This window comes from Gulosibacter sp. 10 (assembly GCF_900163695.1).
Classification (GTDB): Bacteria; Actinomycetota; Actinomycetes; order Actinomycetales; family Microbacteriaceae; genus Gulosibacter.
The window spans coordinates 1-26,520 of sequence record NZ_FUIC01000053.1; the positions used below are offsets into that span (position 1 = coordinate 1).

The following is a 26,520-nucleotide window of genomic DNA, read 5'->3' on the forward strand; positions in this document are numbered from 1 at the left end:
GAGGAGGGGGATGGGTCAGATGAGGCGGTGCAGGAGCGCTCGGCCGGCTAGGGGCGGGCGCCGGCGCGCGAGCGCCGCACGCTTCCGAGCGTGGCCCGGAGCGGCGTCGCCAGGCTCAGGCCCAGGGAGGCGCCGGAGGCGAGCGCGATGCCGGTCACGGCGGCCGAGGCGAGCGCGCCGGCCCCCGTGAGGAGCGCCCCGCCCTCGTCGAACTGCACCAGGCCGAGCAGGCCGCGGAACACCGCCATGCCCGGCACCAGCGGCAGGATCGCCGCCGTGGTCACCGCCATCGAGGGGACGTGGAAGCGATGCGCGATCAGCGTGCCGATGAAGCTCGCGCCGAGGGCCGCCACCCCGGCCGCCACCGCGACGTGGAGGTCGAACAGCCGGATGGCGTTGTACCCGAGCATGGACACGCTGCTGAGCAGGCCGCTGACGATGATGACCCGCGCTCCCGCGCCGTTGGTGACCGCGACGGCGACGGCCACGATCATGGCGCCGATCAGCTGCTCCGGCAGCGGCCCGAAGGACGGCGCATCCGCGGGCACCCCGACGCTGAAGCCGAAGGCCCGGCCGACCTCGAGGCCGGCGAGGATGCCGAGCACGACGCCGAGGGTCTGCAGGGTGAGGTCGAGGATGCGGCCCGTCGCGGTCAGCGCGAAGCCGTCGATCGCGTCCTGCACCGAGCCCACCACGGACAGCCCCGCGAGCATGAGCATGATGCCCGAGGCCACGATGATGGTGGGGTTGATGCCCTGGAAGGCGCCGACCCCGGCCTGGGAGAGCGCGGAGACGGCGACGGCCACCGCGGTCACCGCGAAGCCGCCGGCCATCTGGCTGAAGAACATCGGCACGCGCGTCTTCGCGAGCCCCGCCTGCACGAGCGATGCGGCGAGCGCGGCGACGAAGGTGAGCCCCACGATCATGGCGGAGGCGCCGAACATCACGGCCACGCCCGAGGCCAGCAGCGCCCGCGCGAGGAGGACGACGCTCGAGCGGTACAGGAACGGCGTGCGGCGGATGAGCCGGGCCTGCAGCCTCGCCTCCGCGAGCTCGAGCCCCGTCTCGATGCTCACGACGAGCGCCTGGAGCTGCTGCAGCTTCGCGTAGTCGGGCACCGACACGCGGACGACCCGCATCAGCGTCAGCGGCTTCTCCTCCTCGCCGAAGAGATACGAGACGGTCAGCGAGTTGTACGTGAGGCTCACGTGCACGTCGTGCAGGCCGTAGGCGTCCGTGACGCGGGAGACCGCGAGGGACGCCTCGTGCGCCGACGCGCCGACGGTGGTGAGCGAGACGCCGATGCGCATGGCCAGGTCGAGGATGCTGCGCACGGTGCGCTCGCCGACGGCCGCCATGGGCTTCGTCATCGACAGCGCCCCGCCCTGCCCCTGCAGCAGCCTGCTCACCGGGCGGAACAGCCGCCGAAAACCATCTCGTGCCACGGGACCATTCTCCCCCTTCCCGCCCGCATGCGCGCTCGGAGACCGGCGGTCCGAGGGATGGGTTTCGGGGCGGCGCCCGCCTGCACCCCTCCGCGCTATGGCGCCCCGCCCGAGTCCGCCCCGCCCGCCTCGGACCGCCGGCGTGCGCGGAGCCGCTCCCACTCCTCGAGGTGCTCGCGGATGATCCGCTCGTAGCCGTTGCCGGTGGGGCGGTAGAAGCGCTCGCGCTCCATGCCCTCGGGGAAGTAGTCCGCGCCCGAGAACCCCTCCGCGGTGTCGGGATCGTACTGGTAGCCCTCGCCGTAGCCGAGCTCCTGCATGAGCTTCGTCGGAGCGTTGAGGATGTGCGGCGGCGGCATGAGCGAGCCCGTCCGCCTGGCCGCCTTCCGCGCCGCGCCGAAGCCCCGGTAGACGGCGATCGACTTCGGCGCGGTGGCGAGGTACACGACGGCCTGCGCGATCGCGAGCTCGCCCTCGGGAGAGCCGAGCCGCTCGTACACGTCCCACGCCGCCAGCGCCTGCTGGACCGCCTGCGGATCCGCGATCGCGACGTCCTCGTTGGCGAAGCGCACCAGCCGGCGGGCGATGTAGAGCGGGTCCTCGCCGCCGTCGAGCATCCGCGCGAGCCAGTACAGCGCCGCGTCGGGGTCCGAGCCGCGCATGGACTTGTGCAGCGCCGAGATGAGGTTGTAGTGCCCCTCCTGGGACTTGTCGTACACGGGCGCGCGCCGCTGCACGAGCCGCACGAGCCCGGTCGCGTCGAGGGGCTCCGCGACGGTCTGGAGCTGCTCGATGAGGTTGAGCAGGTAGCGGCCGTCGCCGTCGGCCATCGCGAGCAGCGCCCGCCGCGCCTCCGCGTCCAGCGGCAGGGGCGCGCCGATGACCTCCTCCGCCCGCTCCGCCAGCGTGGCCAGCGCCGCCCCGTCGAGCCGTTCGAGGACGAACACCCGGCATCGCGACAGCAGCGCCGCGTTCAGCTCGAAGCTCGGGTTCTCGGTGGTCGCGCCGACGAGCACGACGGTGCCGTCCTCCACGTACGGCAGGAAGGAGTCCTGCTGGGCGCGGTTGAAGCGGTGGATCTCGTCGACGAACAGGAGCGTGCCCTGCCCGACCTCCCGCCGCTTCCGCGCGGCCTGGAACACCTTGCGCAGGTCCGCCACGCCCGAGAACGTCGCCGAGAGCGGCTCGAACACCAGCCCCGTGCCCTCGGCCAGCAGCCGCGCGATCGTGGTCTTGCCGCATCCCGGCGGGCCCCACAGCACCATCGAGACGAGCCGGTGCTCGGCGACCATCCGGCCGATGGGCGCATCGGGGCCGAGCAGGTGCTCCTGCCCCACCACGTCCGCGAGCGCCCGGGGCCGCAATCGGTCGGCGAGCGGCCGGCCCGCGTCGTCGGGTTCGAACAGCGAGGGATGCCCTTGACTCACGTGGCCGCCTCCTTTCCTCGCCCGGTACGCGGCACCCTATGCGGCCGGCTCGGGAAATCGATGGGCCGCGCGGCTCGAATACTCGCCGGAAAGGGTTTAGTCTGATCGACCGCGCAACGGAGCGACGTCACCGCACCCACTACGAAAGGCCCACGCATGACCGCTCTCGCCCCCGCCCGCCGGGTCGTCGCGCTCTTCGCCATCGCGCTCGGCGGATTCGCCATCGGCGTCACCGAGTTCGCCTCCATGGGGCTCCTGCCGGACATCGCGCGCGACCTGATGCCCGGGTTCGAGGCCTCCCCGGCCGCCGGCATCGCCCGCGCGGGGCTGCTCATCACGACGTACGCGCTCGGCGTCGTCGTCGGGGCGCCGGTGTTCGCCGCCTTCGGCGCCAGGGCCTCGCAGGCGCGCCTGACCTTCCTGCTGCTCGTGCTGTTCATCATCGGCTCGGCGGCCTCCGCGCTCGCGCCCACCTTCGGCTGGCTCTCCGCCTTCCGGTTCATCGCCGCGCTCCCCCACGGCGCCTACTTCGCCGTGGTGTCGCTCCTCGCGGCGCGCATCATGGGCCCGGGCAGCCAGGGCAAGGGCATCGCGCTCGCCCTCTCGGGCCTCACCGTGGCGAACGTCGTGGGCGTCCCGCTCGCAACCTGGCTCGGCCAGAGCCTCGGCTGGCGCTGGGCGTACGTGATGGTCGCGGCCATCTTCGCGCTGGCCCTCGTCCTCGCGCTGGTCTCGCTGCCCCGCTACCCGGGCGACCCGGAGCGCTCGGCCGCCGCCGAGCTCAGCGCGTTCAAGAACGTCCGCACGTGGATCATGATCGCGGTCGGCTCGATCGGCTTCGGCGGGTTCTTCGCCGTCTACTCGTACATCGCCGAGGTGTCCACGCAGGTCACCGGGCTCTCGGCGGGCGTGGTGCCCTGGGTGCTCGCGGTCATGGGCGTGGGCATGACCATCGGCAACCTCATCGGCGGCTGGGCGAGCGATCGCGACCTGACGAAGACGATCGTCTTCGGCTTCGCCGCGCTCATCGCCTCCCTCGTGCTCTACACGCTGCTCGCCCCGACCGTGATCGGCCTCTTCGTCACGGTGTTCCTCATCGGCGCGATGCAGTCGGTGCTCATCCCCTCCATCCAGGCTCGCCTGATCCGCATCGCCGACAAGGCCGCCCTGCTCGGCGCGGCGGTGAACCACTCGGCGTTCAACATCGGCAACGGCCTCGGCGCGGCGCTCGGCGGCGCCGCGATCGCGGCCGGGTTCGGCTACCTCTCCCCCGGCTGGGTCGGCGTGGCGCTCGCCGTCGCGGGGCTCGGCCTCGCACTGCTCAGCCTGCTCGTCACCCGGCGCGACAAGCGCGACGAACGCAACACGGTCGGCATCCGCGTCGTCGACGACGAGCCGATGCCCTAGCGGCCCGCTACATCGAGGCGAACAGGAACACGACGAGCACCACGAGGAATCCCGCGACCGACTGGATCGCCTGCTGGATCGTCCACGTGCGGAGCGTGGTCGGCACGTCCATGCCGACGAGGCGTCCGACCAGCCAGAAGCCCGAGTCGTTGACGTGCGAGCCGAACACGGATCCGGCCGCCGCCGCCAGCGTGACGGTCGCCACCTGGAGGTCGGTCATGCCCGCCGCGAGCACCGCCGGGGCCATGAGCCCCGCGGTGGTGACCAGTGCGACCGTCGCCGAGCCCTGGGCCAGCCGCAGGATGACCGACATGAGGTACACCGCGAAGATCAGCGGGATGCCCATGCCGGTGAGCGTGTCGCCGACGGCATCGCCGATGCCCGAGGTCTCGAGGATGCCGCCGAACATGCCGCCCGCTCCGGTGATGAGCACCACCGAGCAGATCGGCCCGAGCGCGGAGTCGACGAGCTTCTCGAGCACGCTGCCCTTCTCGCCGCGACGGTAGCCGAGCAGCACGAGCGCGACCAGCACGGTGATGAGCAGCGCGATGCCCGAGGTGCCGAGGAACTGGCCGATCTGCACCAGCAGCATCTCCTCGCTGAGCGCCCCCGCCGCCGCGAGCGTCGTAAGGCCCGTGTTCAGGAAGATGAGGAACATCGGCAGCAGCAGGAGGAAGATGACGGTGCCCACCGAGGGCGGGTTCTTCGGCAGCTCCTCGTCGGCCGAGCCGAACAGCTTCGGGATCTCGACGAAGAAGTTGCGGCCGACGTACTTGCCCCACAGGTATCCGGTCAGGTACCAGACCGGGAAGGCCAGCACGATGCCGACCAGCAGCACGAGGCCGAGGTTCGCGTCGAAGTAATCCGCCGCCGAGACGGGACCCGGGTGCGGCGGCACGAACACGTGCATGACCGAGAACGCGCCGGCCACGGGGAACACGAAGGCCAGCACCGATTTATCGGACACCCTGCGCGCGACGGCGAACACGATCGGGAGCATCATCACCAGGCCCGCGTCGAAGAACATCGGGAACCCGAGCATGAGCGAGGCCACGCCGAGCGCGAAGGGCGCCCGCTTCGGGCCGACCAGCGATACCAGTTTGTCCGCGAGCGCCTTCGCACCTCCGGAGCTCTCGATGAGCCGCCCGAGCATCGCGCCGAGGCCCACCAGCAGCGCGACGTTCCCGAGCGTCCCGCCGAAGCTGTCGGTGAGCGCCTCCGGGATGAGACCGATCGGGATGCCGGACGCCAGCGCGGTGAGCGCCGACACCAGGACCAGCACCAGGAAGGCGTGCATCCGCAGGCCGATGATCAGGATGAGGATGAGCGCGATGGCTCCCGCCGCGATGCCGAGCAGCGGCCCGGCCCCCAGCGTCTGCGTCCAGTCTTCCACGATGTGGTCCTCCGTCGATCGGGGACGCGGTCAGCGTTGCCCCGCGTCGGCTGTGTAGGGTCACGGTGTCAGGGCGAAGACGTCCCTGCGTCGGGCGCTCGTCGTCGTCGACGTGATGTCCTTCGGCACAACCCTACAATGAAGACGCAGGCCAACAACGCATCGCCGCGACGCCGCGGCCGCCGCCCGAATCCTCCGACGACGAAGGAGCCGCAATGAGCACCCCCGACGAATCGCCGCGCTCGCAGCACCAGCCGATCGCGAAGACGGTGCCGATCGCTCAGGCGGTGGAGCCCTTCGTGCTGGCCATCGACATCGGGTCCGGCTCGACCCGCGGCAGCCTGTACGACGGCTACGCCCGGCCGGTCAAGAAGCGGATCTTCAAGGCGGAGCACGTGTTCACCGAGCTCGCCGACGGCACCGCGGAGATCGACGCCGACCGCGTGGTCGACGAGGTCGATCAGATCATCACGCAGCTGGTGGACGGCCTCGACCCGGGCACGATCGAGGCCGTCGTCATGGACACCTTCGCCTCGTCGTTGGTCTGCGTGGACACGAACGGCCGGGCGCTCACGCCGTGCATCACCTATGCGGACGGCCGCTCGGCCAAGCACCTCGCCGTGCTGCGCAAGCGCCTGGACGAGACCGAGGTGCACCAGCGCATCGGCGCGCGCCTCCACACGAGCTACCACCCGCCGCGCATGCTCTGGCTGCGCGAGGAGTTCCCCGGCATCTGGGCCCGGACGGAGAAGTTCGTCTCGCTCGGCGAGTACATCTACGCCAGGCTCGCCGGCGTCGAGGGCGCCGCGACCTCGACGATGGCGTGGGCCGGCATCCTCAACCGGCATACGCTCGACCTGGACGAGGAGCTGCTCGAGGAGATGGCGCTCACGCGCGACCGGTTCGCGGGCATCGTCGACCCCGAGGATCCCATCACCGATGTCTCGCCCGAGGTCGCGAGGCGCTGGCCGGCGCTCGCCGGGGCGGCCTGGTTCCCCGCCATCCCGGACGGGCTCGCGTCGAACCTCGGCGTGGGCGCCGACACCCCGAACGTGGCCGCGATGTCGGCCGCGACCTCGGGCGCCATGCGCGTGATCGTGCCGGGCACCCCGAAGATCCTGCCCTCCGGGCTGTGGGCCTATTCGGTCTCGAAGGACGCGTCGATCGTCGGCGGCGCCCTCAACGACGTCGGCCGCGTCATGCTGTGGCTCGAGCGGACGTTCGCGCCCGCGACCGCGGAGGAGATCGACCGGACGCTGCGCGCGAAGCCGAAGGACGGCACGCCGCTCGTGCTGCCCTTCTTCACCGGCGAACGCGCCACCGGCTGGGCCGGCGATGCCCGTGCGGTGTTCACGAACGTCTCCTCCGCCTCCACGAACCTCGACTTCTGGCGCGGCGCGGGCGAGGGCATCGCCGTCTCGTACGCGCGCGTCTTCGAGCAGCTGCAGCTCGTGAATCCGCAGATGCGCCGGGTGGTCGCATCCGGCGGCGTCACGCAGCGCTACGGGGGCGTCATGGACATCGTCGCGCAGGCGCTCGGATTCCCGGTGCAGGTGGTCGACGTCAAGCGCGTCACGATGCGCGGAGCCGCCGTGCTGGCCCTGCGGTCGATCAATCCCGATCAGCAGATCGCGCGCATCCCGGAGACCGGGCTCACGTTCCCGGAGCCGGCCCAGCACTCGTACTACAACGCGCTGCGCCGCCGGTTCGAGGACGTCTACAACGAGGTCATCGCCTGACCTCGTCGAGCAACCGAGGTTGACAGACCGCCGTTTAGCAACGTAGGTTGACACCATGGAGTCGACCGAAGTGGCGGCAGTCGCCGCCGATACGAGCGATCCGCGCGCGGGCCTGCGCGCGGTCGCGGTGCTGCGCGCACTCGCGGACACCCTCGAGCTGCGCCAGGTCGAGGCCGCGCTGCGCTCGGGCATGACCTGGCAGGACGTCGCCGACGCGCTCGGCATCACGCGCCAGGCCGCCCACAAGAAGCACGCCAAGCGCATCGACCCCGCCATCCCCGTGCCCAGGAGGAAAGCATGAGCAAGATGACCCGCATCGTCAGCACGAGCCACACGCTCTCGGTAACCGCGCTCGAGGAGGCCTCGCGGCAGGGCCTCCGGGACGCCGACATCGAGCACCTCTTCCTCGCGCTCCTGCTCTCCGAGCAATCCGCGGGCCACGCGCTGCGGAGCCTCGGCATCACGCTCGACGCGGCCCGAGCCGCCATCCGCGAGCAGCGCTCGGCCCAGCTCGGACAGCTCGGGATCGATGCATCGCTGCCGGACGCGCAGCGCATCGTCTCGCCGCACGAGACGAGCGGCTACGAGTGGAAGCAGCGCGCCGCCGACCTGATCGGCCGCGCCGCCGGCAAGCACGCCGACGGCAGCGCCTCATCGGTGCTGCGCGAACTGGTGGTCGAGCCGAGCGGAACGATCGGCGATCTGCTCTCCCACCTCGGCACCTCCCCGGAGGCCGTGCTCGGCGCCCTGGACCGGGCGGAGGCCGAAGCGCCGGATCCCTCCTCGCGCGAGAGGCGGAGCCGCATCCCCGTGCACGAGACGTTCGTGCCGGCCTCCCCGGAGGAGACCTGGGCGTTCCTCGCGGAGCCGCTGAACATCCCCTCCTGGGATCCGAACGTCGACTCCGTCGAGCCGGCGAAGGACGGGACCTGGCTCGGTCACGCGCCGACCGAGCGGCCCGATGGCAAGCCGCTGCGCGTGAAGCCGCACTTCCGCAGGAAGCGGTTCGAACGGGTCGTGGCCCGCGAGCCCGAGCACCTCGCCTGGCGGACCGCGTACCCGGATGCGCCCCGGAGCCGGCCGGTCATCACGAACTTCATGCTCTCGCCCGCGACGGGCGGCACCCGCGTGACGATCGGCATGGCCTGGCTGCGACGGCCGGGCTGGCGCCGGCTCGTCGGCCTGCCCCTCCGGCCGTTCCAACGCTATCTCGTCTGGATGACGCTCGTGCAGATCGGCAGCTCGGCGAGCCGGCGGTTCCGGTAGCCGGGCTACGCTTCGAGCGGCCGGACCACACCCGCGACGACGCGGGCGAGCGCCTCTCGGCCGTCCTCGAAGCCGATCTGCTCGAGCACCAACGCCCGCGCGATCCCGTCCGCCGCGCCGAGCACCGCGTGCAGCGCCGCATCCGAGACCTCGCCGCGCTCGACGAACGGCTCGAGGGCGCGGCGGCAGGATGCGCTGAACTCGACGTCGGCCTCCTGCCGCAGCTCCTCGAGCTCCGTCGAGCCGGAGAGCGCCCCGGCCACGCCGGGCAGCTCGGTGCTCTCGGCGTCGATGCAGCCGATATACGCGTCCGAGATGAGGCGCGAGACCTCGCCGAGGCAGGCCGGGGTGCGCTCGATCGCGGCATCCAGCGCGAGGCGCGTCCGGCTCTTGAACTCGGCGTAGAGCTCGGCCAGCACCGCCGACTTGGTGCCGAAGTGCTGGTAGACGAGCGGCTTCGTGACACCCGCCCGCTCGGCCAGCCGCGCGAGCGTGAGCGCATCGCTCCCCTCGTCGCGGATGAACTCCCGCGCGACGTCCAGGAGCTGCGCGTGCCGGTCGTCATAGGACATCCGCTTGCGCGCGCCGGTCGCGGTTTCCGCCATTGCGCCGCCCTCCCTCGTGCGATAAGTTACTTTTCGTAAGTTACTGAAAGTAACTTCTTATCGATCACTCTACCCGGAAGGCGCTATACATGCACGCACTCGTCCTCTACGCCCACCCCGAAGCCGACTCGCTGACCGCGAGCCTCTCGCGCCGGCTCGCGGAGCGCATCCGCGAGACGGGATCGACCGCCGAGATCGCCGATCTCGCGGGCGAGGGCTTCGACCCCCGCTACTCCGAGGCGGATCTCGCCGTGCTGCGCGGCGCCGGCGAGGCGCCCGAGGACATCCGCCGCGAGCAGGAGCGCATCGAGCGCGCCGACGCGATCATCCTCGTGCACCCCGTCTACTGGTGGGGCATGCCGGCCCTGCTCAAGGGCTGGCTCGATCGCGTGCTCACCTTCGGCTGGGCATTCGGCTCCGAGGACGCGACGGCCCTCGCCGGCCGCGACGTGCACCTCGTGCGCCTCGCGGGCAACGCCCCCGCGACCTACGACAACCACGGCTACCGCGACGCCATCCGCACGAGCGTCGAGCACGGCGTCTTCGAGTTCGTCGGCGGCCCCGTGGCCTCCTCCCACCTCGTCCACTCCGCCCCCGAGGGGCTCGAGTCCCGCCTCGACGAGACGGTCGACGCGCTCGTGGCCTCGGTCGCCGCGGCCCGCGCGGACGCACTGGTCTGACGGCAGACGAGAGGAGCACAGCGATGAGCAGCGCACTGCAGCTCGGGGTGGACACCTTCGGCGATGTCGCCGGCCGCGCCGACGGCACCGAGATGACCCCGGCCGAGACCCTTCGCGCGATCGTGGCCGAGGCGGAGCTCGCCGACCGCGCCGGCCTCGACTTCTTCGGCATCGGCGAGCACCACCGCGCCGACTACGCCGTCTCCTCCCCGGAGATGGTGCTCGCCGCCATCGGCGCCCGTACCGAGCGCATCCATGTCACGAGCGCCGTCACGGTGCTCAGCTCGGACGACCCGGTGCGCGTGCTCGAGCGCTTCGCGACCCTGCAGGGGCTCACCGGCGGCCGCGCCGAGATCATCGTCGGCCGCGGCGCGTACACCGAGTCGTTCCCGCTCTTCGGCCTGCCGCTGTCGCGCTACGAGGAGCTGTTCGAGGACCGCCTCGACCTCTTCGCGAAGCTGCTGCCGGGCGAGCCCGTCACCTGGTCGGGCACCACGCGCGCGCCGCTCGAGGACCAGCGCGTGCATCCCGCCGTCGAGACGCCCATCCCCGCGTGGGTCGCCGTGGGCGGCACGCCCGAGTCGGTCGTCCGCGCCGCGAGGCACGGGCTGCCCGTGATGCTCGCGATCATCGGCGGTCCGCCCGCCCGGTTCGCGCCCTTCGCCGAGCTGCACCGGCGCTCCCTGGCCGAGCACGGGCACGCGCCGCAACCGGTCGGCGTCCACTCGCCCGGCTACATCGCCGAGACCGACGAGCAGGCCCGCGAGGAGTTCTGGCCGCACTTCTCCGAGGTCATGGACCGCCTCGGGCGCGAGCGCGGCTTCAAGGGGATGTCGCGGGAGCGGTTCGACGCCGACGCGACCGCCGGCGCCCTCATGGTCGGCTCCCCCGACTCCGTGGCGCGGCGCATCGCCGAGAACCTGCGCGCGCTCGGCGCCAGCCGCTTCTCGATGAAGTACTCGAGCGGGCACATGCCGCACGAGCTCGCCATGAAGTCGATCGAGCTCTACGGCCGCGAGGTCGCCCCGCGCGTCCGGGAGCTGCTCGCCGAGGGCTGATCCGCTCCGCGAGTCCGATGAGGGCCCCTGCATCCGCAGGGGCCCTCATCGGCGCTGTCGCGGCAGGGGTTAGACGCCGCCGAGCAGTTCGACTACGGACGCGCCCGGCTCCCCGCCTTCGCCGTACATGGTGCCCGGAATGCGATCCTCGTAGCGCGACTGCACGAGCGGATACGCCTCCTCCGGCAACGCGTAGAAGTACACGCGCGGCAGCACCTCCCGGGCCTCGTTGAGGTAGTACTCGACGAACGACGCGACGCGTTCGTCATCGAGCGCGTTCACCGCGACGTAGAGGAAGAGCGGACGGGTCAGCGCGTCGTACTCGCCCGATTGCACCTCCTCGAGCCCGGGAGCCGCCCCGTCGACGCTCACGTTCGTGATGCGATTACGGTACTCCTCATCGGCGGCGAGATAGTTGCCGACGCCCATGAAGCCGATGCCGTACTCGTCCTCGGCGACCCACGCGGCGAGCTCGTCCAGGTCATCCGTGCTGCTGTAATCCTCGCGAATGGCGCCGGTCTCGCCGTTGACCGCCTGCGTGAAGACATCGTATGTGCCCGAGCCGTCGCCCCGACCGTACAGGCCGATCGGCTCGTCGGGCCAGGACGGGTCCAGATCCGACCACGCCGACACCTCGGAGCCCGGCTCCCAGATCGCCTGCAACTGCTCGAGCGTGAGGTCCTCGACAAGGCCGTTCGCCTCGTTGCGGACGATGCTCAGCGCATCCAGACCGATCGGCAGCTCGAGGTACTCGACGCCGTGCTCGGCGCACAGCGCCGTGTAGTCCGTCTCGGCTCCCGCCCCGGGGATCGGCGCGGATGCGTTGTTGATCGCGGTCTCACCCCGACAGAAGCGGTCGAACCCGCTGTTCGTGCCTTCAGCCGCGATCTCGACCTCGAACCTCCCCTGCGTCGCAACCGCCTGGGTGATCGGCGCCACGGTCGCGGAGCCGGAGATCTGGATGACTTCCCCGCCGCCTTCGGCGGAGCAGCCGGTCATGATCAGCGCTGCTGCCGCGGAGCCCGCGATCGCCGCCTTCTTCGCGGCGCTGAATCGCGCGTTCATCGCGGGCCCTCCTCGGCCTCATCGTCTCCGGACGCTTCCTGCGTCCGATCCCCGAGCTCCCGCAGCGCGCTCTCGAAGAAGTCCCGAACGGCGCCCCACCGCACCTGCGCCTGCACGAGATACTCGCGCAGCCGGTCGACCTCCTCGTGCTGCTCGCGCAGCTCCGTCTCGCGAGCGCGTCGGGCGCGGGCCTCGTCGAGCTCCCGGCGCAGCTGCTCGACGGTGTGCTCCGCCTCGGCGAGCAGCCGTTCGATCTGCGCCTCCACGGGCGTCGTCCCGTCGTCGTCCTGTGCCATCGATTCCTCCAAGATCCGTGTCCGTGCCGACCGCTCCAAGGGCTCGCTCCGCTTCATAGCAGCATCGTCACCAGCAGGAGCAGGCCGGGGATGACGAGGAACACGCCCAGCACCCAGGCGACCACGAAGAGCTTGTGCTCGGCGCCGATGCGCGCGAGCCACTGGGCGGCGGCGACCGGGATCGGACGCAGGAAGGGGATGCCGAAGATGACGATCGCGCAGAACAGGTTGTAGAGCACGTGCACGTAGGCGGCCTGCAGGGCGGCCTGCCCTTCGATGCCGCTGAAGGCGAAGGCCGCGATGAGCGCCGTGAGGGTGGTGCCGATGTTCGCGCCGACCGTGAAGGGGAAGATCTGCTTGACCGAGAACTTGCCCGAGCCGACCAGCGGCACCGCGAGGCTCGTCGTGGTGGAGGAGGACTGCACCATCACCGTGATGAGCGTGCCCGAGAGGATGCCGCTCATGGGACCGCGGCCGATCGCGGTGTGGAACACCCGCTCGGCGCGCCCCACGAGCAGCACCTTGAGCATCTTGCCGATGAAATTGATGACCGCGAGGATGAGCACGACGCCGAGCAGGATGAGGACGATGCCGCCCCACACCTCGGGCAGCGGGCTGACGATCCAGCGCAGCAGCTCGACGCCGGGTGCTGTGAAGGCGCTCACACCGGCGCCGATCGCCGAGAACACCGCCGCCACCGGGCCGCCGTCCGAGCCGCTGGTCTGGTCGGCGAGCCAGCCCGAGCTCTTCTCGAGGATGCCGAACATGAGCTCGAGCGGCAGGAAGATGAGGACCGATAGCAGGTTGTACATGTCGTGCACGCTCGCGGCGCCGAAGGCGCGGCGGAAGACCTGCTTGTCCCCCGCCATGCCGAGGCTCACGAGCGTGGAGGTCACGGTGGTGCCGATGTTCGCGCCCAGCAGGATGGGGATCGCGATGCCGATGGGCAGGCCGCCCGCGACCATGCCGACCGTGATCGAGGTCGTGGTCGAAGAGGACTGCGTGAGCACGGTGGCGAGGATGCCGATGACGAGCCCGACGAACGGGTTCTCGGCGAACTGGAAGAGCTCGCCGGCCCGGTCGCCCGCCGCCATCTTGAACCCCGCGCCGATGCCGGAGACGGCGGTGATGAGCACGTAGATCGCGAAGCCGACCACGAACCACTCGACGAGGGACTGCCATCGGCCGGTTACCGGCAGCCAGGCCAGGGGGCTGCGAAGCGGCTTCGCCGTGGCGTCGTCCGCGGCTGCCGACGTGCGCGACTCCTGCTTCGAGGCCTCGATTGCGGGGGTCATATCGGCCCCTCCACGAAATACTTGCGCTGCGTTTCGACCATGGACGTAGGCTGCCTTCGCAGCATATCCACAGGGTATCCGCAGGATTAACGAGAGGTTACGCGACCCGGCGACGATCAGGTCGGCGGTCTCTAATAGATGCGACGGCCATCCGACTCAATCTCCATCCGACTCAATCTCAGGAGCGACGCATGCACGAGCAGACAACCGGTGGAACATACGTGGCGAGCGGCGAGTTCACCCGCGATACGGACTACATCGAGGATCGCATCGTCGCCGATCCCGCGGCGGTGCGGCGGCTGCCGGCCCCGCCCGAATCCAAGGTCGGCTCGCTCGGCGCCGGGCTCGAGCCCGGTGCCGAGGCGTGGCCGGCGGAGCCCGGCCGATACCGGCTCGTCGCGGCGCGGGCCTGCCCCTGGGCCAACCGCGCGCTCATCGTGCGCAGACTGCTCGGCCTCGAGGATGCGATCTCGGTCGGCCTGCCGGGGCCGGCCCACGATGCGCGGTCGTGGACCTTCGACCTCGACCCCGGCGGCAGGGATCCGGTGCTCGGCACGGAGCGGCTGCAGGAGCACTACCTCGCGCGCTTCCCGGACTACGAGCGCGGCATCACCGTCCCCGCGATCGTCGACGTGCCCTCGGGGTTCGTCGTCACGAACGACTACCCGCAGATGACCCTCGACTTCTCGACCGAGTGGCGCGAGCACCACCGCGAAGGCGCGCCGGATCTCCTGCCCGCCGAGGCCGTGGACGAGATGTGGCCCGTGATGACGCGCATCTTCACCGAGGTGAACAACGGCGTGTACCGCTGCGGCTTCGCCGGCACGCAGGAGGCCTACGAGGCCGCCTACGATCGGCTCTGGACGGCCATGGACTGGCTCGAGGAGCGCCTCGCGGACCGTCGCTACCTCATGGGCGGCACGATCACCGAGGCCGACGTGCGGCTGTTCACCACGCTCGTCCGGTTCGACCCGGTGTATCTCGGCCACTTCAAGGCGAGCCGCAACCGGCTCTCCGACATGCCGAACCTCTGGGGCTACGCCCGCGACCTCTTCCAGACGCCCGGGTTCGGGGACACCGTCGACTTCGTGCAGATCAAGCGGCACTACTACCTCGTGCACCGCGATATCAACCCCACCGGGATCGTGCCCAAGGGCCCCGACCTGTCGGGCTGGCTGTCGCCGCACGGCCGCGAGCGCCTCGGCGGCGAGCCGTTCGGCGAGGGCATCCCGCCCGGACCCGTGCGGCCCGAGGAGCGGGTCGCCGCGGGGCACAGCCCGCTGTATCCGCCCGAGCGCCGAGACGCGGACGGCGGGTCGGCATCATGATCGAGAACCGCGCCTCGGGCAAGCTCCGCTCGGCCGCGGCGCTCCTCGTGCTCACCGCGATCCTCGCCGTGATCCCGACGGTGATGCCGCTGTTCATCCCGCCCAACGTGGATCCGGCGAGCATGGACGTGCTCATCATCGTGATGTCGGGGCTCACCGTCGCCGCGGTCGTGTTCGGGGTGATCGCCCTCGTGCTCATCCTCTACGGCGTCGCGGCCCACTTCGAGCAGCAGCACGAGTGGCACCGCAAGCAGTACCGGCTGCTCGAGCAGCGCAAGGCGGCATCCGCCTCGGCCACCGCCCGCCGCTCCCCGACCACGGAGCACACGCAGCCGTTCTCGAGCTGAACCGCGACGGGACGACGGGCCCTGTGCTCGTCATCTTTGACACTACAAATTAGCGCGCTCTAAAGTGGTCATACCGCCGCACGATGCCGCGGGAAACCACGAGAGGATTCCACCGTGACCAAGCTCAGAGTCGCGCTTGTCGGTGCCGGGATGGCCGGACAGGCCCACGCATTCGGCTACCGCAACGCCTCCATGGCCGACGATCTCGCGGGGCTCGACGTCGAGCTCGCCGTGGTCGCCGACACCGCGGAGCACCTCGCCCGGGACGTGCAGTCGCGCTACGGCTTCGCCGAGGCGACCGCCGACATCCGCCGCATCACCGAGGACCCGAGCATCGACGCCGTCAGCGTCGCGCTGCCGAACTTCACCCACGAAGCCGTGCTGGAGCCGCTCATCCGCAGCGGCAAGCACATCCTCACCGAGAAGCCGCTCGGGGCGGACCTCGCGCAGGCCCGGCACCTCGCCGCGCTCGGCGCCGAGCACCCCGACGCGGTGCACGGCGTGGGCTTCTCCTACCGCCGCATCCCCGCGCTCGCCGAGATGGCGCGCATCGTGCGCTCGGGCGAGCTCGGCGACGTGTGGCACTTCGAGGCGAGCTACTACTGCGACCACGCCGCACCCGCCGACTACCCGTACACGTGGCGCTTCGACCACGCGGCCTCGGGCGGCGGCGCACTCATGGACCTCGGCATCCACGTGCTCGACGCGGTCTCCTTCGCGGTCTCCCCCATCGAGGAGGTCGTCTCCTCGCAGCTGCGCACCGTCATCCCGCAGCGCCCCGACCGCGAGGGCGAGATGCGGCCGGTCACGAACGACGACGTCGCGACGATGCTCGTGCGCACCGCCTCGGGCGCCTCCGGCGCGGTGACCACGAGCCGCGTGGCCCACGGCCGCCCCAACCGGCTCATGGTGTCGGCCTACTGCAGCGGCGGGTTCGCGAGCTTCGACACCGAGCACTACAACGACCTCACGATCCTGCCCGCCGACGGCTCGGACCAGCGCATCGGCGGCCCCCGCACCGTCGTGATCGGCCCCGAGAACCCCCGCTACTCGGACGTCTCCTCGTTCCGCTCGCGCGGCGTGAACACCGGCTACGGCGAGGCGTTCATCGCCGAGGTGCAGGACTTCCTGCGCGCGATCCTCGGCGTCGCGCCGATGCCGACCACCTTCGAGACCGCCGTCGACGCGATGCGGCTCGTGCAGAGCGTGTACGACGCGCACGGCGTGCGGCGCTAGCCCGGGCAGGCGGCGGGCGGGGCCTTCTCAGCCCGCCGTCTCCGGGACGAATAGCCCGAGCATCCCCGCCTACGACGTCGAGCGGCTATTCACCCCAATGCGACGCCCCGCTTCCCAGAGAAGCCACCACGATTGAGGCACATAGCTCCGCCACCCACACACCCGGCCCCAAGCGGCTATTCACCCCTGCGACACTCCACTTCCGAGAGAAGCCACCACGATTGAGACACATAGCTCCGCCACCCACACACCCGGCCCCAAGCGGCTATTCACCCCAATGCAGCCCTCCACTTCCGAGAGAGGCCGCCACGATCGGGACGGATGGCTCCGCCGGCCGTGCAGGCGGCGCCGAGCGGCTATTCACCCCAAACGGCCGCACGCCGACTCGGTCGTCCAAGACCGCGATGCATCCGAGGAGGCGGCGCTTCAGGCACGCGCTACCGCGCCCCCGCCGCGGCGGGGCTGCTCGAACGACCGGCAGGACGCCCGGCCCCTCCCTCAGCCGGCCTTCTGCCGCCGCACGATCTCGGCGATCCAGGCCGGCGCGAACGGCGAGGTGCAGTTCGGCGGCGTCGGGTAGTCCTTGAGCACCTCGAGCCGCTCGCCGATGTCGATGGCCCGGGACCGCAGTGCCGGATGCGCGATGCCGATCTGCGCGAGGCAGGTGTTCATCGCCCACTGCAGCCGCTCGGGCGCCTCCTTCATCTCCGCCTCGATCGTGTCGAGGAGCCCCTCGAGGTCGAGCCCCTCGGGGCGCTTCGCGATCCGTTCCCCCGTGAGCGCCCAGCCGGCGCTCGCGACATCGGGATCCGCATCCGCGAACCACGCCTGCCGCAAGGGCTCCGCGTGCTTGCTCTTGCGCACGACGTAGCTCACGAACCAGTCCTGCTCCTTGGGCGTATTCGCCTCGCGCAGCATCTCGTCGAGCCGCTCGGGCGAGAGCGACCCCGGCCTGCAGACGAGAATCGCGAGGAGCCGGGCCGCGGAGTCCCCGGTCGCCCAGAGCTCCTCGGCCAGCTCCGGCTGCGTCTTGATGCGCTTCGCGACCGCGCGCAGCTTCGAGAGGTTGACGCCGTGGGCGTCGCCGTGCCGCTCGTTGACGGCGCGGATTCTCGGATCCTCGAGGGCGGCCAGCTCGGCCAGCACCTCCTCGAGCGCGGGAGCGTCGCCCATCGAGCCCGCGCCTAGGCCCCGGCCTCGAGCTGCTCGCGCAGCCAGTCGCCGAACTCGTCCTCGCCGACCTCGGGCCATTCCTCGGGCACCTCGACGTCGAGCGTCTCGCCCACCCACTCCCGGAACTCCTCGACCGCGTCCACCGCGTCCGGGTCCTCCGGCGGCTCCCCGAAGTCGAACTCCTTCATCTCCTCGTACCCGATCGCCAGCAGCACGAGGAAGTCCTCCGCGCTGTCCGCGAGCACGTAGCCCTCGCCGTCCGAGTCGAGCGCCACGACGCGCGTCGCGCCCTCCTCGTCCACCCAGAGCGCCGCCTGCGATCCGTCCCCCGCGATCTCGGCGATGGGCAGCAGCCGCCGCGCCGCGGGCGCATCGGCCGCGAACCAGCCCTCGAGCGTGAGGTTCGGCGCGAACACCGGCCCGAGCTGCTCGTCGCCCTCGTACGGGGCGAGCACGTAGCCGGAGGCGGCGTCGGACCCGAAGCCCTGCGCCTCCATCCATCGCCACGCGCGTTCGAGCGCCTCCGGGATCTCGATGGCCGTGCCGTGCTGCTCGATCAGAAGGTCGTTGAATCTCGACATGCGGGCAGCGTAGCCGACGCCCACGACACGTTCCCGAGGGTCGTGGCCCGTCTCGTCGCGCCACCTGAGTGCAATAGTTACGGAATTACGGAATTTATGCAATCATGTCGGCATGACGAAATCGACGCACATCGACGACCGGCTCGACGACCTCGAGCGACGGGTGCGGGCGCTCGAGGATCGCGAGGACGGCACCCCGCCGGACGAGCCCGCCCGCACGGAGCAGGAGACCTTCTGGGCGCTCGACGGCCTCAAGCGCGAGATCGAGGACGAGAACGGCGCGGTCATGATGGTCGGCGCGGTTCGAATGCCCAACGGGCAGCGAGCCGACTGGCAGTTCGCGGCGCTCACCGACGACCTCTGCGCGCAGGAGTTCGACGAATTCGCGGAGGGTCTCTCGGCCATCGCCCATCCCATCCGGCTGCGGCTCCTGCAGCGCCTCCTCACCGACGCGCAGACGGTCAACGACCTGCTCGACGGCGGCGACTTCGGCACCTCGGGGCAGATCTACCACCACCTGCGGCCGCTCGTGAGCGCCGGGTGGCTGCGGCAGACGAGCCGCGGGCACTACGAGGTGCCCGCGCATCGCATCGTGCCGCTGCTGACGACCTTCCTGGCGGTGCGGCGATGAGGCGAGCGATCGCCTCCCTGCGGCCGCTCTGGGGCGGGCTGATGGGCCTCCTGCTGCTGCTCGTGGCGGTGGAGGTGATCCTCGGCCTCATCCCGGGGCTGCCGCCCCTCCGGCTCGAGCCGGGCTACCTCCTGCCGCTCGTCGGATTCTCCGCGCTGCTCGCGCTGACGCTGCTGTGCAACGTCGCCCCGCGGCCCTCGCGCCGGGAGCCGGTGGAGCTCGAGAGCCCGGTGCGCGGCGAGTGGGTCGCGATGAACTCGCCGGGCCAGCGGCTGCCGAGCCACGGCACGCTCACCCGCGGGCAGTTCTCGGCGGTGGACGTCTGCACGCCCGCCGACGAGCGCACTCCCCCGCTCGTGCACGGCGGGCTGCTCGGCGATCGGCCCGAGCGGTACGGCGCCTTCGGGCGGCCCATCCGGTCGATGGCCGCCGGCGTCGTCATCCGCGTCCGCGACGGCCAGCGCGACCACCGGGCGCGCAGCACCTGGCCCGCGCTGCTGTGGATGATGACCGGGGAGGCGATGCTCCGCGAGATCGGCGGCACGCGGAAGGTGCTCGGCAACCACGTCGTCGTGGACCACGGCGACGGCACCTTCGCGGCCTACGCGCACGTCCGGCGCGGCACCGCGGCGGTGCGCGAAGGGGATCGCGTGGCCGCGGGGCAGGTGCTCGCCGAGGTCGGCAACACCGGCAACTCGTCGATGCCGCACCTGCACGTGCAGCTCATGGATCGCGCCCGCACGGATGCGGCGTCCGGCATCCCCATGCGCTGGCGCGGCATCGAGCCCACGGGCCGCCTCGACCCCGTCTTCGCGCAGTACGCGAAGGAGCCCGCCGCATCCGCCCTCGCGGGCATGCCGCGGAACGGCGAGGTCTTCACGGCCCCGCCCGAGCCGGGAGCCGGATAGCCGGGGGCGGACGCCCGGAGCCAGGCTCGGGCCCCTGCAGGATGGCGCCGGGGCCGACGAGCCGGCCGGGGCCGGGCTCCGTCGGGCCGGCGCCGAGCCGGGATCCGGCTGGCCGAGCCGGGATCCGGCTGGCCGAGCCGGGATCCGGCTGGCCGAGCCGGGATCCGGCTGGCCGAGCCGGGATCCGGCTGGCCGAGCCGGGATCCGGCTGGCCGAGCCGGGATCCGGCTGGCCGGGTTCCGGTGGGCTGGCGCCGGGCCTTCGGGCGGCCGCCCGGACGCCCCGAAAGCACAGATGCGTCGCAGAATGCGGTTCTGGCCAGCCCGAAACCGCATTCTTTAACGCATCTGCGCGCACAAGGCCGGCGGGCCCGGTCGGACCGGCATGGGCGGACCAGCAGGGGATCAGACCGGCGGGAAATCAGACCAGCGGGAGCGAACCGGCGGCCCGGACGGGGCCGGCGGGCGCGATGTCCGGGGCGCGAGGCCCGAGGTCAGGGGCCCGAGGCCCGAGGTCAGGGGTCCGGGCCCCGGCGACCACAGGCCCAAATAGCCTCAGTAGGCCAGCAGCCTCCGCAGCACCCGGCCGACGCCGTCCTCGGCGTTCGAGGGCGCGAGGTACCGCGCCTCCTCGCGGATGACGGGATGCGCGTTCGCCATCGCGAACGACCAGCCGGCCTTCGCGAGCATCTCGCGGTCGTTGAGGTAGTCGCCGAACGCCGCGGTCTGCGCGGGCGCGACGCCGAGGGCCCGCTGGAGCGCCTCGACGCCCCGGCCCTTGTCGACGCCGTTGCGCATGATGTCGATCCAGTGCTCGCCCGAGACGACCACCTGCTGCTCCTCGCCGAACGCGTCGAAGATCTCGCGGGCGGCGCGCTCGGCGCCGTGGAAGTCGAAGACGGCGAGCTTGAGCAGGTCGTCGGAGACCGCGTCGAGGTCGTCCACCACGGAGTACTTCGCGTAGTACTTCTCCACCTCGTCGAGGAAGGCGCGGTCGCTCCGCTCGACATAGGCCTGCCGCGCGCCGCACAGCACCAGCCCGAGGTCGAACTCCGCCGCGTTCGCGCGGACGGCGCCGATCACCTCGCGGGCGGCGGCCTCCGGCACCGTGGTGGTGGAGACCGTCTCGCCGCCGTGCACGACGAGGTTGCCGTTCTCGGCGATGCAGGAGGCCGAAAGCTCGCCCGGGAAGAGCCGCTCGAGCGTGGCCCGCTGCCGGCCGCTGGCGGGGACGAACACGACGCCCTCGGCGCGCATCCGCTCGAGCAGCGGCCAGAACGAGTCCGGCACGCGGCCCGACTCGTCGAGCAGCGTGCCGTCCATGTCGCACACCACGAGGCGCATGTCCTGGCGGTCTTCGGGCAGCGAGGTCCAGTTGATCGCGGTCACCCGTCCAGGCTGGCGCGCTCGAAGGCCGCGACGCTCGTGTCGTGGGCCACGCGCAGCGCTTCCTCGAGCGGGCGGGCGCGATGCGCGGCCGAGAGGATCTCGACGCCCCACGCACCCTCGAAGCCGACGCGCCGCATGGTGCGGATGAAGCCGGTCACGTCCTGCTCGCCCTCGCCGAGCAGCTCGCGACGGTCGCGCGTGTCCTCGAAGAGCGTCCCGATGCGCTCCTCGCGGGCATCGTTCAGCTCCACGCAGAAGACGATCTCGGGCGAGAGCGACGCCTCGAGTTCCGCGAGCGAGGTGCCGGCCCGGAACACGTGCCAGAAGTCGACGCAGAGCCCGGCGGCCGGGTGGTCGACCGCGCGCACGAACTCCGCGCCGAACGGGATGGTCGCGAAGCGCCCGAAGGGCAGCGGCTCGAGGGCGACGCGAGCGCCGACCGCCTGCGCCTCCTCGGCGAGCCGGCGGAACGGCGCCACGTACGGCCCGAAGTCGTCGATCGGATCGGCGAAGTCGGAGCCGGCCTTGATGAGCACCGCGCGGAGCTCGCGGGCGGCCTCGAGCAGGAGCGCCCATCCCTCGCGCCAGGGGCCCTCGGGCTCCCACCAGCCGGAGACGAGCTCCACCTCCACGTGCCGGAGCCCCGCCGCCTCGATCGCCGCGCGCAGCGCCGGGAAGCCGATCGTGTCGCGCACGTGCCGCAGGTCGTCGAGGACGAACCCGATGCCCGACCAGCCGGTGTCCGCGGCCGCCCGCACCCGGTCGAGCGGGTCGAAGGGGCTGCGCTCGGAGTCGGCGGCGGGCATCGCGGCGCCCGCGCTGGTCCAGCAGGTCGCGACGAGCGGAGGCGCGGCCGTCATGCCGAGAGGTCCACCGGCACCGAGACGCCCTCGCGCGCCGAACGCTCGGCGGCGTCGGCGAGCACGAGCGCCGCACGGCCGTCCTCGAAGCCGGGGCTGGGCTGCACACCCTCGCGGATCGCGGCGACGAAGGCCGAGAGCTCGTTGCGGTAGGCGGCCGCGTAGCGCTCGAGGAAGAAGGTCTGGTACGGGGCCTGGCCCTCGACGGTCTCCGCCGTGTAGAGGCGGACGTTGCTGTCGCCGACGTTGGAGGCCTGGAGCATGCCCGCGTCGCCGAAGACCTCGAGGCGCTGATCGTAGCCGTAGCTGCTGTGCCGCGAGTTCGTGATGGTCACGACCTCGCCGCCCGCGCCGCGCAGGGTCACGACGGCGGCGTCGAAGTCGCCGGCCTCGCGGATGCCTTCGCTGAACTGGTTGAAGCCGCGCGCGGTGACCTCGACGATCTCGGGCACGAAGAAGCGCGCCATGTCGAAGTCGTGGATGGTCATGTCGCGGAAGATGCCGCCCGAGACCTTGACGTACTCGACCGGGGGCTCCGCGGGGTCGCGGCTGATGATGGTCACCTGCTCGACCTTGCCGATCGCGCCGTCCCGCACGAGGCGGTGGAGGTCCGCGAAGTGCGTGTCGAAGCGGCGGTTGAAGCCGAGCGCGATCGGGGTCGCCGAGGCGGCGGCCTTCTCGCGCAGCGCGTCCACGCGGGCGATGTCGAGGTCGATCGGCTTCTCGCACAGGGCGGGCACGCCGGCGTCGAGGGCCGCGCCGAGGAGGTCGACGTGGGTGGGGGTCGGCGAGGCGATGATGATCGCGTCGACGTCCTCGGCCGCGATGACCTCGGCGGCGTCGGTCGTGACGTTCGCGACGCCGTACTGCTCGGCGATGGCGTTCGCCCCGGCGATGAACGGATCGGCCACCCACTGCAGGGTGGTCTCGGGCAGCGCGGCGATGCTCGCGGCGTGCACCTGGCCGATGCGGCCGGTGCCGATCAGTCCGACGCGGATGGGTTGGGTCATAAGTCGAATTCTTTCTCTCGAGGAGGAGTGGGGCGGATGGAGTCTAGACGAGGTCGACGCGCCGCCCCGTGCGCAGCGACTCGTCGGCGGCGAGCGCGATCTCGATGGCGGCGAGCCCCGCGCGCGGCGGGGTGAGGTTCTCGCCGCTGCCGCGGATGAGGTCGACGAAGGCGGCGACCTCGGCGCGGAACGCGCGCTCGAAGCGGTCGATGAACTCCGTGTACGTGCGCTCGGGTGCGGGCACGCCGGGCTCGGTGGAGACGATCGGCGTGCGCGGCTCGATGCCGACGCCGAACGTGTTCTCGGAGCCGAACACCTCGAGCCGCACGTCCTGGCCGGCCTCGTTGCGGCGGAGGCCGCTGACCGTGGCCGTGACGCCGGATTCGAAGACGAGCACCGCCACTGCCGAGTCGACGTCGTCGTGCTCGGCGTGCGCCTCGTAGTCGAGCACCGATCCGGTGGCCCAGACGGACTTCACCCGCTCGCCGACGACCCAGGGCACCGAGTCGAAGTCGTGGATGAGCATGTCGAGCCAGATGCCGCCGGAGGTGGGGATGTACTCGGGTGTGAGCCGCGTGCGGTCGTGGCCGTGCGCGGTCACGGCGCGCACCGTGCCCGCCTCGCCGGCCTGCACGCGGCGGCGCAGCTCGCGGTGGGCGGGGTCGTAGCGCCGGTGGAAGGCGACCATGACCTCGGTGCCGGTGGCCTCGAGCTCGTCGGCGAGGGCCGAGAGCTCCTCGCGGTCGAGCGCGAGCGGCTTCTCGACGAGCACGGGCACGCCGGCCCGGGCGGCCTGCAGGCTCAGCTCGGGATGCGTGGCCGTGGAGGTCGCGATGACCGCGCCGTCGAGCGAGGGCAGCTCCTCGCCGAACCCTCCCCCGACGACGATGCGCGCCGGCGCGGAATCCGGGGCGAGTTCGCCCGCGAGCCCGGCCGGCGCGCCGGGGGCGAGGGCGCGTTCGAGCTCGACGGCCGCGGCCGCAACCCGCTCGGGGTTGCGGCCGCAGAGCACGACCTCGTCGACACCCTCGGTCTGCGCGAGATTCCGCGCGTGCATCAGCCCGATGCGGCCGAGTCCGATGATGCCGATGCGCATCCGCTAGGCCTCCTGCTCGAGTTCCGCGATGAGGCCGCGGAGGTACTCCACGCTCGCGCGGGCGTCGTCGATCGGCCCCTCGCCGGGCGCCGGCTCCTCGACGAGCACCTTGTCCTGCTCGAGCACGAACCAGCCCTCGTAGCCGGCCTCGACGAGTGCCTCGACGATCGACCGCAGGTCGACATCGCCCTGACCGAGCGGACGGTAGAGGCTGTCGGCCTTGATCGCGTCGTAGTAGGAGACCTCGCCGCCCTTGACGCGCTGCATGCCCTCGATCGCGACGTCCTTGAGGTGCGTCACGGCGATGCGCGAGGCGTGGCGCTGGGCGAACTCGACGGGGTCGACGCCGCCGATCATGAGGTGGCCGGTGTCGAAGCAGAAGTCCATGGTCGAGCCGTCGACCACGCGCTGCACCTCCTCGGCGGTCTCGACGACCGTGCCGACGTGCGGGTGCAGCGAGGCGCTGACGCCGCGCGACTCGGCGAGGTCGCGGATGCGGTCGAGGTTCGAGAAGAGGGTGGCCCACTCCTGCTCGGTGAGCGGCTCGCGCACGACGTCGTAGCCGTCCTGCCCCGTCACCGCGGCGACGATGAGCGTGTCGGCGCCGGTGACCCGGTAGGTGTCGAGCTCGCGCTCGATGCGCGGCAGCGGGTCGATCGCGGCGTCGTGGACGACGACCGGCACGAAGCTGCCGACGGGCTTGAGGCCGAACTTCGCGAGCTCGGCGGCCTTGTCGGCGGGCGCCTCGGGGAGGAAGCCGTCGGGGCCGATCTCGCTCGCGGTGAAGCCGAGCTCGCGCATCTCGGAGAGCACGCGCTCGGGCGGGTACTGGAAGCCCCAGTCGTCGACCTCGCTGATGCCCCAGCTGATGGGTGCGGTGGCGATCTTCGGTGCGGCCATCAGTTGCTTCCTTCCTTGCGGACGTTCGAGGTGTTGCCCGGCACGACCGGGGTGTCGACCCACTGGCCGGACTCGGCCGACTGCTCGGCCGCGGTGAGCACCTGCGCCGAGGCGAGGGCGTCGTGGATGTTCGAGCTCTCGCTCGCGTCGCCGAGCACGGACTGCACGAACTTCTTCGCCTCGATGACCTTGAGGTCGTCGTAGCCCATGGGCGTGCCGGGGCTCGGCTGGAAGCGCGAGAACTCGGGGAAGGAGGCGTCGGCGAGCATGCGCGTGTAGGTGCCGCCGTTCACGTCGCGGTAGGCGACCTCGATCTCGTTGAGTCGCTCGAAGTTCCAGCGGAACGAGCCCTCGGTGCCGAACACCTCGATGCCGTACTCGGCCTTGGGGCCGATCGCGATCCAGGAGGCGTCGAGGCTGCCGAGCGCGCCCGCGGCCGCGGCCGAGTCGTCGAAGCGGATGAGCATGTTCGCGAAGTCCTCGTTCTCCACGGGGAGCTTCTTGTCGGCGTCGGGCGAGCCGGGCATGCCAGGGCGCTCGGTGATGTAGGTGCCGGTGGTGGCGGTCACGGAGGCGATGGGGCCGAGCAGGAAGTGCGTGAGGTCCACGAGGTGGCCCATGAGGTCGCCGAGCACGCCCGAGCCCGAGAGCTCGCGGCGGAAGCGCCACGCGAGGGGGAACTCCGGGTCGGAGTTGAAGCCGCCGAAGAACCGACCGCGCACGTTGGTGATCCGGCCGAGCCCGCCGTCGAGGATGAGCTGCCGGGCGAACTGCACCGCCGGAGGCTGGCGATAGTTAAAGCCGATGGCGCTCGCGACGCCCGCCTCCTCGGCGGCCTCGCGGATCGCGGCGGTCTCGTGCGCGCCGCGGCCGACGGGCTTCTCGATCCAGATGTGCTTGCCGGCCTTCGCCGCGGCGATGCCGATCTCGGCGTGCAGGAAGTTCGGGGCGCAGATCGAGACCACGTCGACCTCGGGGTTCGCGAGCACCTCGCGGTAGTCGGCGGTGGTCGACTCGTAGCCGAGCACGTGCTGCGCGTAGTCGCGCGCCGAGTCGACCGGGTCCGCCGCCTGCACGAGGCGGGGCTCGACGCCGAGGTCGGGGTACACGAAGGGCAGGTTGCGATAGGCGCGGCTGTGCAGCTTGCCCATCCAGCCGACGCTGACGAGGCCGACGCCCAGGCGGCGCTTCTCGGTCGCGGCAGCGAATGCGGCTTCGGTACGCGGGGTGGATGCAGATGCGGTCATGGCAATCTCCATTGGTCTGTGGCATGAAGCCGAGCTGGCAGGCGGCACGTCGTCGGTCCCGGCTGATCGGCTTCCGATCTCGCCCGCGCGCGACGCTGCGCCTGTTCCGTTGTGTGCGTCCCGGTTTGGAACGGTCCAA

The 26,520-nt window shown here is 71.5% G+C and carries 26 protein-coding genes; 11 read left to right on the top strand and 15 right to left on the bottom strand.

Annotated elements, in window-relative coordinates; genetic code table 11:
* Positions 1-47 precede the first annotated feature (47 nt).
* Together FM112_RS15735 and FM112_RS15740 are read right to left on the bottom strand one after the other, a co-directional pair.
* Entirely contained in the window at positions 48-1,445 is a 1,398-nt protein-coding gene (locus FM112_RS15735) for a threonine/serine exporter ThrE family protein (RefSeq protein WP_254910544.1), read from the bottom strand.
* 95 nt (positions 1,446-1,540) lie between these two features.
* Positions 1,541-2,872 (bottom strand): replication-associated recombination protein A, encoded by a 1,332-nt coding sequence (locus FM112_RS15740; protein ID WP_254910545.1) that lies wholly within the window; start codon positions 2,870-2,872, stop codon positions 1,541-1,543.
* A gap of 156 nt (positions 2,873-3,028) precedes the next feature.
* On the opposite strand from FM112_RS15740, the gene FM112_RS15745 reads away from it, so the two are divergent.
* Positions 3,029-4,279 carry an MFS transporter gene (locus FM112_RS15745; RefSeq protein ID WP_087009352.1) on the top strand — a complete coding sequence of 417 codons (1,251 nt, stop codon included), beginning with the start codon at positions 3,029-3,031 and terminating at the stop codon, positions 4,277-4,279.
* Positions 4,280-4,286: 7 nt separating this feature from the next.
* Here the strand turns inward: FM112_RS15745 and FM112_RS15750 are convergent, their stop codons facing one another.
* Positions 4,287-5,672 carry a GntP family permease gene (locus FM112_RS15750; RefSeq protein ID WP_087009354.1) on the bottom strand — a complete coding sequence of 462 codons (1,386 nt, stop codon included), beginning with the start codon at positions 5,670-5,672 and terminating at the stop codon, positions 4,287-4,289.
* A gap of 215 nt (positions 5,673-5,887) precedes the next feature.
* Here FM112_RS15750 and FM112_RS15755 point away from each other — a divergent pair, with 215 nt between their 5' ends.
* The 3 genes from FM112_RS15755 to FM112_RS15765 are packed head-to-tail and all read left to right on the top strand — an operon-like array spanning position 5,888 to position 8,677.
* The gene (locus FM112_RS15755) at positions 5,888-7,411 is read left to right on the top strand and encodes a gluconokinase (RefSeq protein WP_087009356.1); all 1,524 of its coding nucleotides are present in this window, start codon (positions 5,888-5,890) and stop codon (positions 7,409-7,411) included.
* A 55-nt stretch (positions 7,412-7,466) separates the two neighbouring features.
* On the top strand, positions 7,467-7,712 hold the full coding sequence (locus FM112_RS15760; RefSeq protein ID WP_087009358.1) for a hypothetical protein: 246 nt from the start codon (positions 7,467-7,469) through the stop codon (positions 7,710-7,712).
* Positions 7,709-8,677: an SRPBCC family protein gene (locus FM112_RS15765; protein ID WP_087009360.1), complete on the top strand. Its 969-nt coding sequence runs from the start codon at positions 7,709-7,711 to the stop codon at positions 8,675-8,677. The genes FM112_RS15760 and FM112_RS15765 overlap by 4 nt, the downstream gene beginning before the upstream one ends.
* 5 nt (positions 8,678-8,682) lie before the next feature.
* Here the strand turns inward: FM112_RS15765 and FM112_RS15770 are convergent, their stop codons facing one another.
* The gene (locus FM112_RS15770) at positions 8,683-9,282 is read right to left on the bottom strand and encodes a TetR/AcrR family transcriptional regulator (protein WP_087009362.1); all 600 of its coding nucleotides are present in this window, start codon (positions 9,280-9,282) and stop codon (positions 8,683-8,685) included.
* A gap of 89 nt (positions 9,283-9,371) precedes the next feature.
* On the opposite strand from FM112_RS15770, the gene FM112_RS15775 reads away from it, so the two are divergent.
* Both FM112_RS15775 and FM112_RS15780 read left to right on the top strand, forming a co-directional pair.
* Positions 9,372-9,962 carry an NAD(P)H-dependent oxidoreductase gene (locus FM112_RS15775; RefSeq protein WP_087009364.1) on the top strand — a complete coding sequence of 197 codons (591 nt, stop codon included), beginning with the start codon at positions 9,372-9,374 and terminating at the stop codon, positions 9,960-9,962.
* Positions 9,963-9,985: 23 nt separating this feature from the next.
* On the top strand, positions 9,986-11,020 hold the full coding sequence (locus tag FM112_RS15780) for an Atu2307/SP_0267 family LLM class monooxygenase (protein WP_087009366.1): 1,035 nt from the start codon (positions 9,986-9,988) through the stop codon (positions 11,018-11,020).
* Between the two features lie 69 nt (positions 11,021-11,089).
* Here the strand turns inward: FM112_RS15780 and FM112_RS15785 are convergent, their stop codons facing one another.
* The 3 genes from FM112_RS15785 to FM112_RS15795 are packed head-to-tail and all read right to left on the bottom strand — an operon-like array spanning position 11,090 to position 13,676.
* Entirely contained in the window at positions 11,090-12,085 is a 996-nt protein-coding gene (locus FM112_RS15785; protein ID WP_087009370.1) for a substrate-binding domain-containing protein, read from the bottom strand.
* Positions 12,082-12,381 carry a hypothetical protein gene (locus tag FM112_RS15790; protein WP_087009372.1) on the bottom strand — a complete coding sequence of 100 codons (300 nt, stop codon included), beginning with the start codon at positions 12,379-12,381 and terminating at the stop codon, positions 12,082-12,084. Before FM112_RS15790 ends, FM112_RS15785 begins: the two co-directional genes overlap by 4 nt.
* 53 nt (positions 12,382-12,434) lie before the next feature.
* Positions 12,435-13,676 (bottom strand): Na/Pi symporter, encoded by a 1,242-nt coding sequence (locus FM112_RS15795; protein ID WP_087009374.1) that lies wholly within the window; start codon positions 13,674-13,676, stop codon positions 12,435-12,437.
* 191 nt (positions 13,677-13,867) lie between these two features.
* On the opposite strand from FM112_RS15795, the gene FM112_RS15800 reads away from it, so the two are divergent.
* The 3 genes from FM112_RS15800 to FM112_RS15810 all read left to right on the top strand — a co-directional run bounded on the left by FM112_RS15800 (position 13,868) and on the right by FM112_RS15810 (position 16,587).
* Positions 13,868-15,004, top strand: coding sequence for a glutathione S-transferase family protein (locus tag FM112_RS15800; protein WP_087009376.1), 1,137 nt, complete (start codon positions 13,868-13,870; stop codon positions 15,002-15,004).
* Positions 15,001-15,351, top strand: coding sequence for a hypothetical protein (locus FM112_RS15805; RefSeq protein WP_087009378.1), 351 nt, complete (start codon positions 15,001-15,003; stop codon positions 15,349-15,351). The genes FM112_RS15800 and FM112_RS15805 overlap by 4 nt, the downstream gene beginning before the upstream one ends.
* A 114-nt stretch (positions 15,352-15,465) precedes the next feature.
* Positions 15,466-16,587 (top strand): Gfo/Idh/MocA family protein, encoded by a 1,122-nt coding sequence (locus FM112_RS15810; protein ID WP_140400732.1) that lies wholly within the window; start codon positions 15,466-15,468, stop codon positions 16,585-16,587.
* A 498-nt stretch (positions 16,588-17,085) separates the two neighbouring features.
* Here the strand turns inward: FM112_RS15810 and FM112_RS15815 are convergent, their stop codons facing one another.
* Together FM112_RS15815 and FM112_RS15820 are read right to left on the bottom strand one after the other, a co-directional pair.
* Positions 17,086-17,760, bottom strand: a complete 675-nt coding sequence (locus FM112_RS15815; protein WP_087009382.1) for a DNA alkylation repair protein — start codon at positions 17,758-17,760, stop codon at positions 17,086-17,088.
* Between the two features lie 11 nt (positions 17,761-17,771).
* Positions 17,772-18,341, bottom strand: coding sequence for a hypothetical protein (locus tag FM112_RS15820; protein WP_140400733.1), 570 nt, complete (start codon positions 18,339-18,341; stop codon positions 17,772-17,774).
* 112 nt (positions 18,342-18,453) lie between these two features.
* Between FM112_RS15820 and FM112_RS15825 the strand changes: the two genes are divergently transcribed.
* Positions 18,454-18,972, top strand: a complete 519-nt coding sequence (locus FM112_RS15825) for a helix-turn-helix domain-containing protein (protein WP_087009386.1) — start codon at positions 18,454-18,456, stop codon at positions 18,970-18,972.
* Positions 18,969-19,880, top strand: a complete 912-nt coding sequence (locus tag FM112_RS15830; RefSeq protein ID WP_087009388.1) for a M23 family metallopeptidase — start codon at positions 18,969-18,971, stop codon at positions 19,878-19,880. The genes FM112_RS15825 and FM112_RS15830 overlap by 4 nt, the downstream gene beginning before the upstream one ends.
* A gap of 554 nt (positions 19,881-20,434) precedes the next feature.
* On the opposite strand, the gene FM112_RS15835 is transcribed toward FM112_RS15830, so the two are convergent.
* The 6 genes from FM112_RS15835 to FM112_RS15860 are packed head-to-tail and all read right to left on the bottom strand — an operon-like array spanning position 20,435 to position 26,381.
* Positions 20,435-21,268 (bottom strand): HAD family hydrolase, encoded by an 834-nt coding sequence (locus FM112_RS15835; protein ID WP_254910546.1) that lies wholly within the window; start codon positions 21,266-21,268, stop codon positions 20,435-20,437.
* Positions 21,265-22,128: a sugar phosphate isomerase/epimerase gene (locus FM112_RS15840; RefSeq protein ID WP_087009391.1), complete on the bottom strand. Its 864-nt coding sequence runs from the start codon at positions 22,126-22,128 to the stop codon at positions 21,265-21,267. The genes FM112_RS15835 and FM112_RS15840 overlap by 4 nt, the downstream gene beginning before the upstream one ends.
* On the bottom strand, positions 22,125-23,138 hold the full coding sequence (gene iolG / locus FM112_RS15845) for an inositol 2-dehydrogenase (protein WP_087009393.1): 1,014 nt from the start codon (positions 23,136-23,138) through the stop codon (positions 22,125-22,127). Before iolG ends, FM112_RS15840 begins: the two co-directional genes overlap by 4 nt.
* Before the next feature lie 43 nt (positions 23,139-23,181).
* Positions 23,182-24,234 (bottom strand): Gfo/Idh/MocA family oxidoreductase, encoded by a 1,053-nt coding sequence (locus FM112_RS15850; RefSeq protein WP_087009396.1) that lies wholly within the window; start codon positions 24,232-24,234, stop codon positions 23,182-23,184.
* A 3-nt stretch (positions 24,235-24,237) separates the two neighbouring features.
* The gene (locus tag FM112_RS15855) at positions 24,238-25,134 is read right to left on the bottom strand and encodes a sugar phosphate isomerase/epimerase (RefSeq protein ID WP_087009399.1); all 897 of its coding nucleotides are present in this window, start codon (positions 25,132-25,134) and stop codon (positions 24,238-24,240) included.
* Positions 25,134-26,381 carry a Gfo/Idh/MocA family protein gene (locus tag FM112_RS15860; RefSeq protein ID WP_087009401.1) on the bottom strand — a complete coding sequence of 416 codons (1,248 nt, stop codon included), beginning with the start codon at positions 26,379-26,381 and terminating at the stop codon, positions 25,134-25,136. The genes FM112_RS15855 and FM112_RS15860 overlap by 1 nt, the downstream gene beginning before the upstream one ends.
* Positions 26,382-26,520: the final 139 nt, after the last annotated feature.

Bases quoted from the DNA above. Each gene is read 5' to 3' on its own strand.
- FM112_RS15780 (WP_087009366.1), top strand. From the start codon at position 9,986: ATGAGCAGCGCACTGCAGCTCGGGGTGGACACCTTCGGCGATGTCGCC.
- FM112_RS15785 (WP_087009370.1), bottom strand. From the start codon at position 12,085: ATGAACGCGCGATTCAGCGCCGCGAAGAAGGCGGCGATCGCGGGCTCC.
- FM112_RS15840 (WP_087009391.1), bottom strand. From the start codon at position 22,128: ATGACGGCCGCGCCTCCGCTCGTCGCGACCTGCTGGACCAGCGCGGGC.
- FM112_RS15795 (WP_087009374.1), bottom strand. From the start codon at position 13,676: ATGACCCCCGCAATCGAGGCCTCGAAGCAGGAGTCGCGCACGTCGGCA.
- FM112_RS15760 (WP_087009358.1), top strand. From the start codon at position 7,467: ATGGAGTCGACCGAAGTGGCGGCAGTCGCCGCCGATACGAGCGATCCG.
- FM112_RS15820 (WP_140400733.1), bottom strand. From the start codon at position 18,341: ATGTCGAGATTCAACGACCTTCTGATCGAGCAGCACGGCACGGCCATC.
- FM112_RS15830 (WP_087009388.1), top strand. From the start codon at position 18,969: ATGAGGCGAGCGATCGCCTCCCTGCGGCCGCTCTGGGGCGGGCTGATG.
- FM112_RS15790 (WP_087009372.1), bottom strand. From the start codon at position 12,381: ATGGCACAGGACGACGACGGGACGACGCCCGTGGAGGCGCAGATCGAA.
- FM112_RS15745 (WP_087009352.1), top strand. From the start codon at position 3,029: ATGACCGCTCTCGCCCCCGCCCGCCGGGTCGTCGCGCTCTTCGCCATC.
- FM112_RS15775 (WP_087009364.1), top strand. From the start codon at position 9,372: ATGCACGCACTCGTCCTCTACGCCCACCCCGAAGCCGACTCGCTGACC.
- iolG (WP_087009393.1), bottom strand. From the start codon at position 23,138: ATGACCCAACCCATCCGCGTCGGACTGATCGGCACCGGCCGCATCGGC.
- FM112_RS15765 (WP_087009360.1), top strand. From the start codon at position 7,709: ATGAGCAAGATGACCCGCATCGTCAGCACGAGCCACACGCTCTCGGTA.
- FM112_RS15755 (WP_087009356.1), top strand. From the start codon at position 5,888: ATGAGCACCCCCGACGAATCGCCGCGCTCGCAGCACCAGCCGATCGCG.
- FM112_RS15850 (WP_087009396.1), bottom strand. From the start codon at position 24,234: ATGCGCATCGGCATCATCGGACTCGGCCGCATCGGGCTGATGCACGCG.
- FM112_RS15860 (WP_087009401.1), bottom strand. From the start codon at position 26,381: ATGACCGCATCTGCATCCACCCCGCGTACCGAAGCCGCATTCGCTGCC.
- FM112_RS15805 (WP_087009378.1), top strand. From the start codon at position 15,001: ATGATCGAGAACCGCGCCTCGGGCAAGCTCCGCTCGGCCGCGGCGCTC.
- FM112_RS15825 (WP_087009386.1), top strand. From the start codon at position 18,454: ATGACGAAATCGACGCACATCGACGACCGGCTCGACGACCTCGAGCGA.
- FM112_RS15815 (WP_087009382.1), bottom strand. From the start codon at position 17,760: ATGGGCGACGCTCCCGCGCTCGAGGAGGTGCTGGCCGAGCTGGCCGCC.
- FM112_RS15800 (WP_087009376.1), top strand. From the start codon at position 13,868: ATGCACGAGCAGACAACCGGTGGAACATACGTGGCGAGCGGCGAGTTC.
- FM112_RS15855 (WP_087009399.1), bottom strand. From the start codon at position 25,134: ATGGCCGCACCGAAGATCGCCACCGCACCCATCAGCTGGGGCATCAGC.
- FM112_RS15770 (WP_087009362.1), bottom strand. From the start codon at position 9,282: ATGGCGGAAACCGCGACCGGCGCGCGCAAGCGGATGTCCTATGACGAC.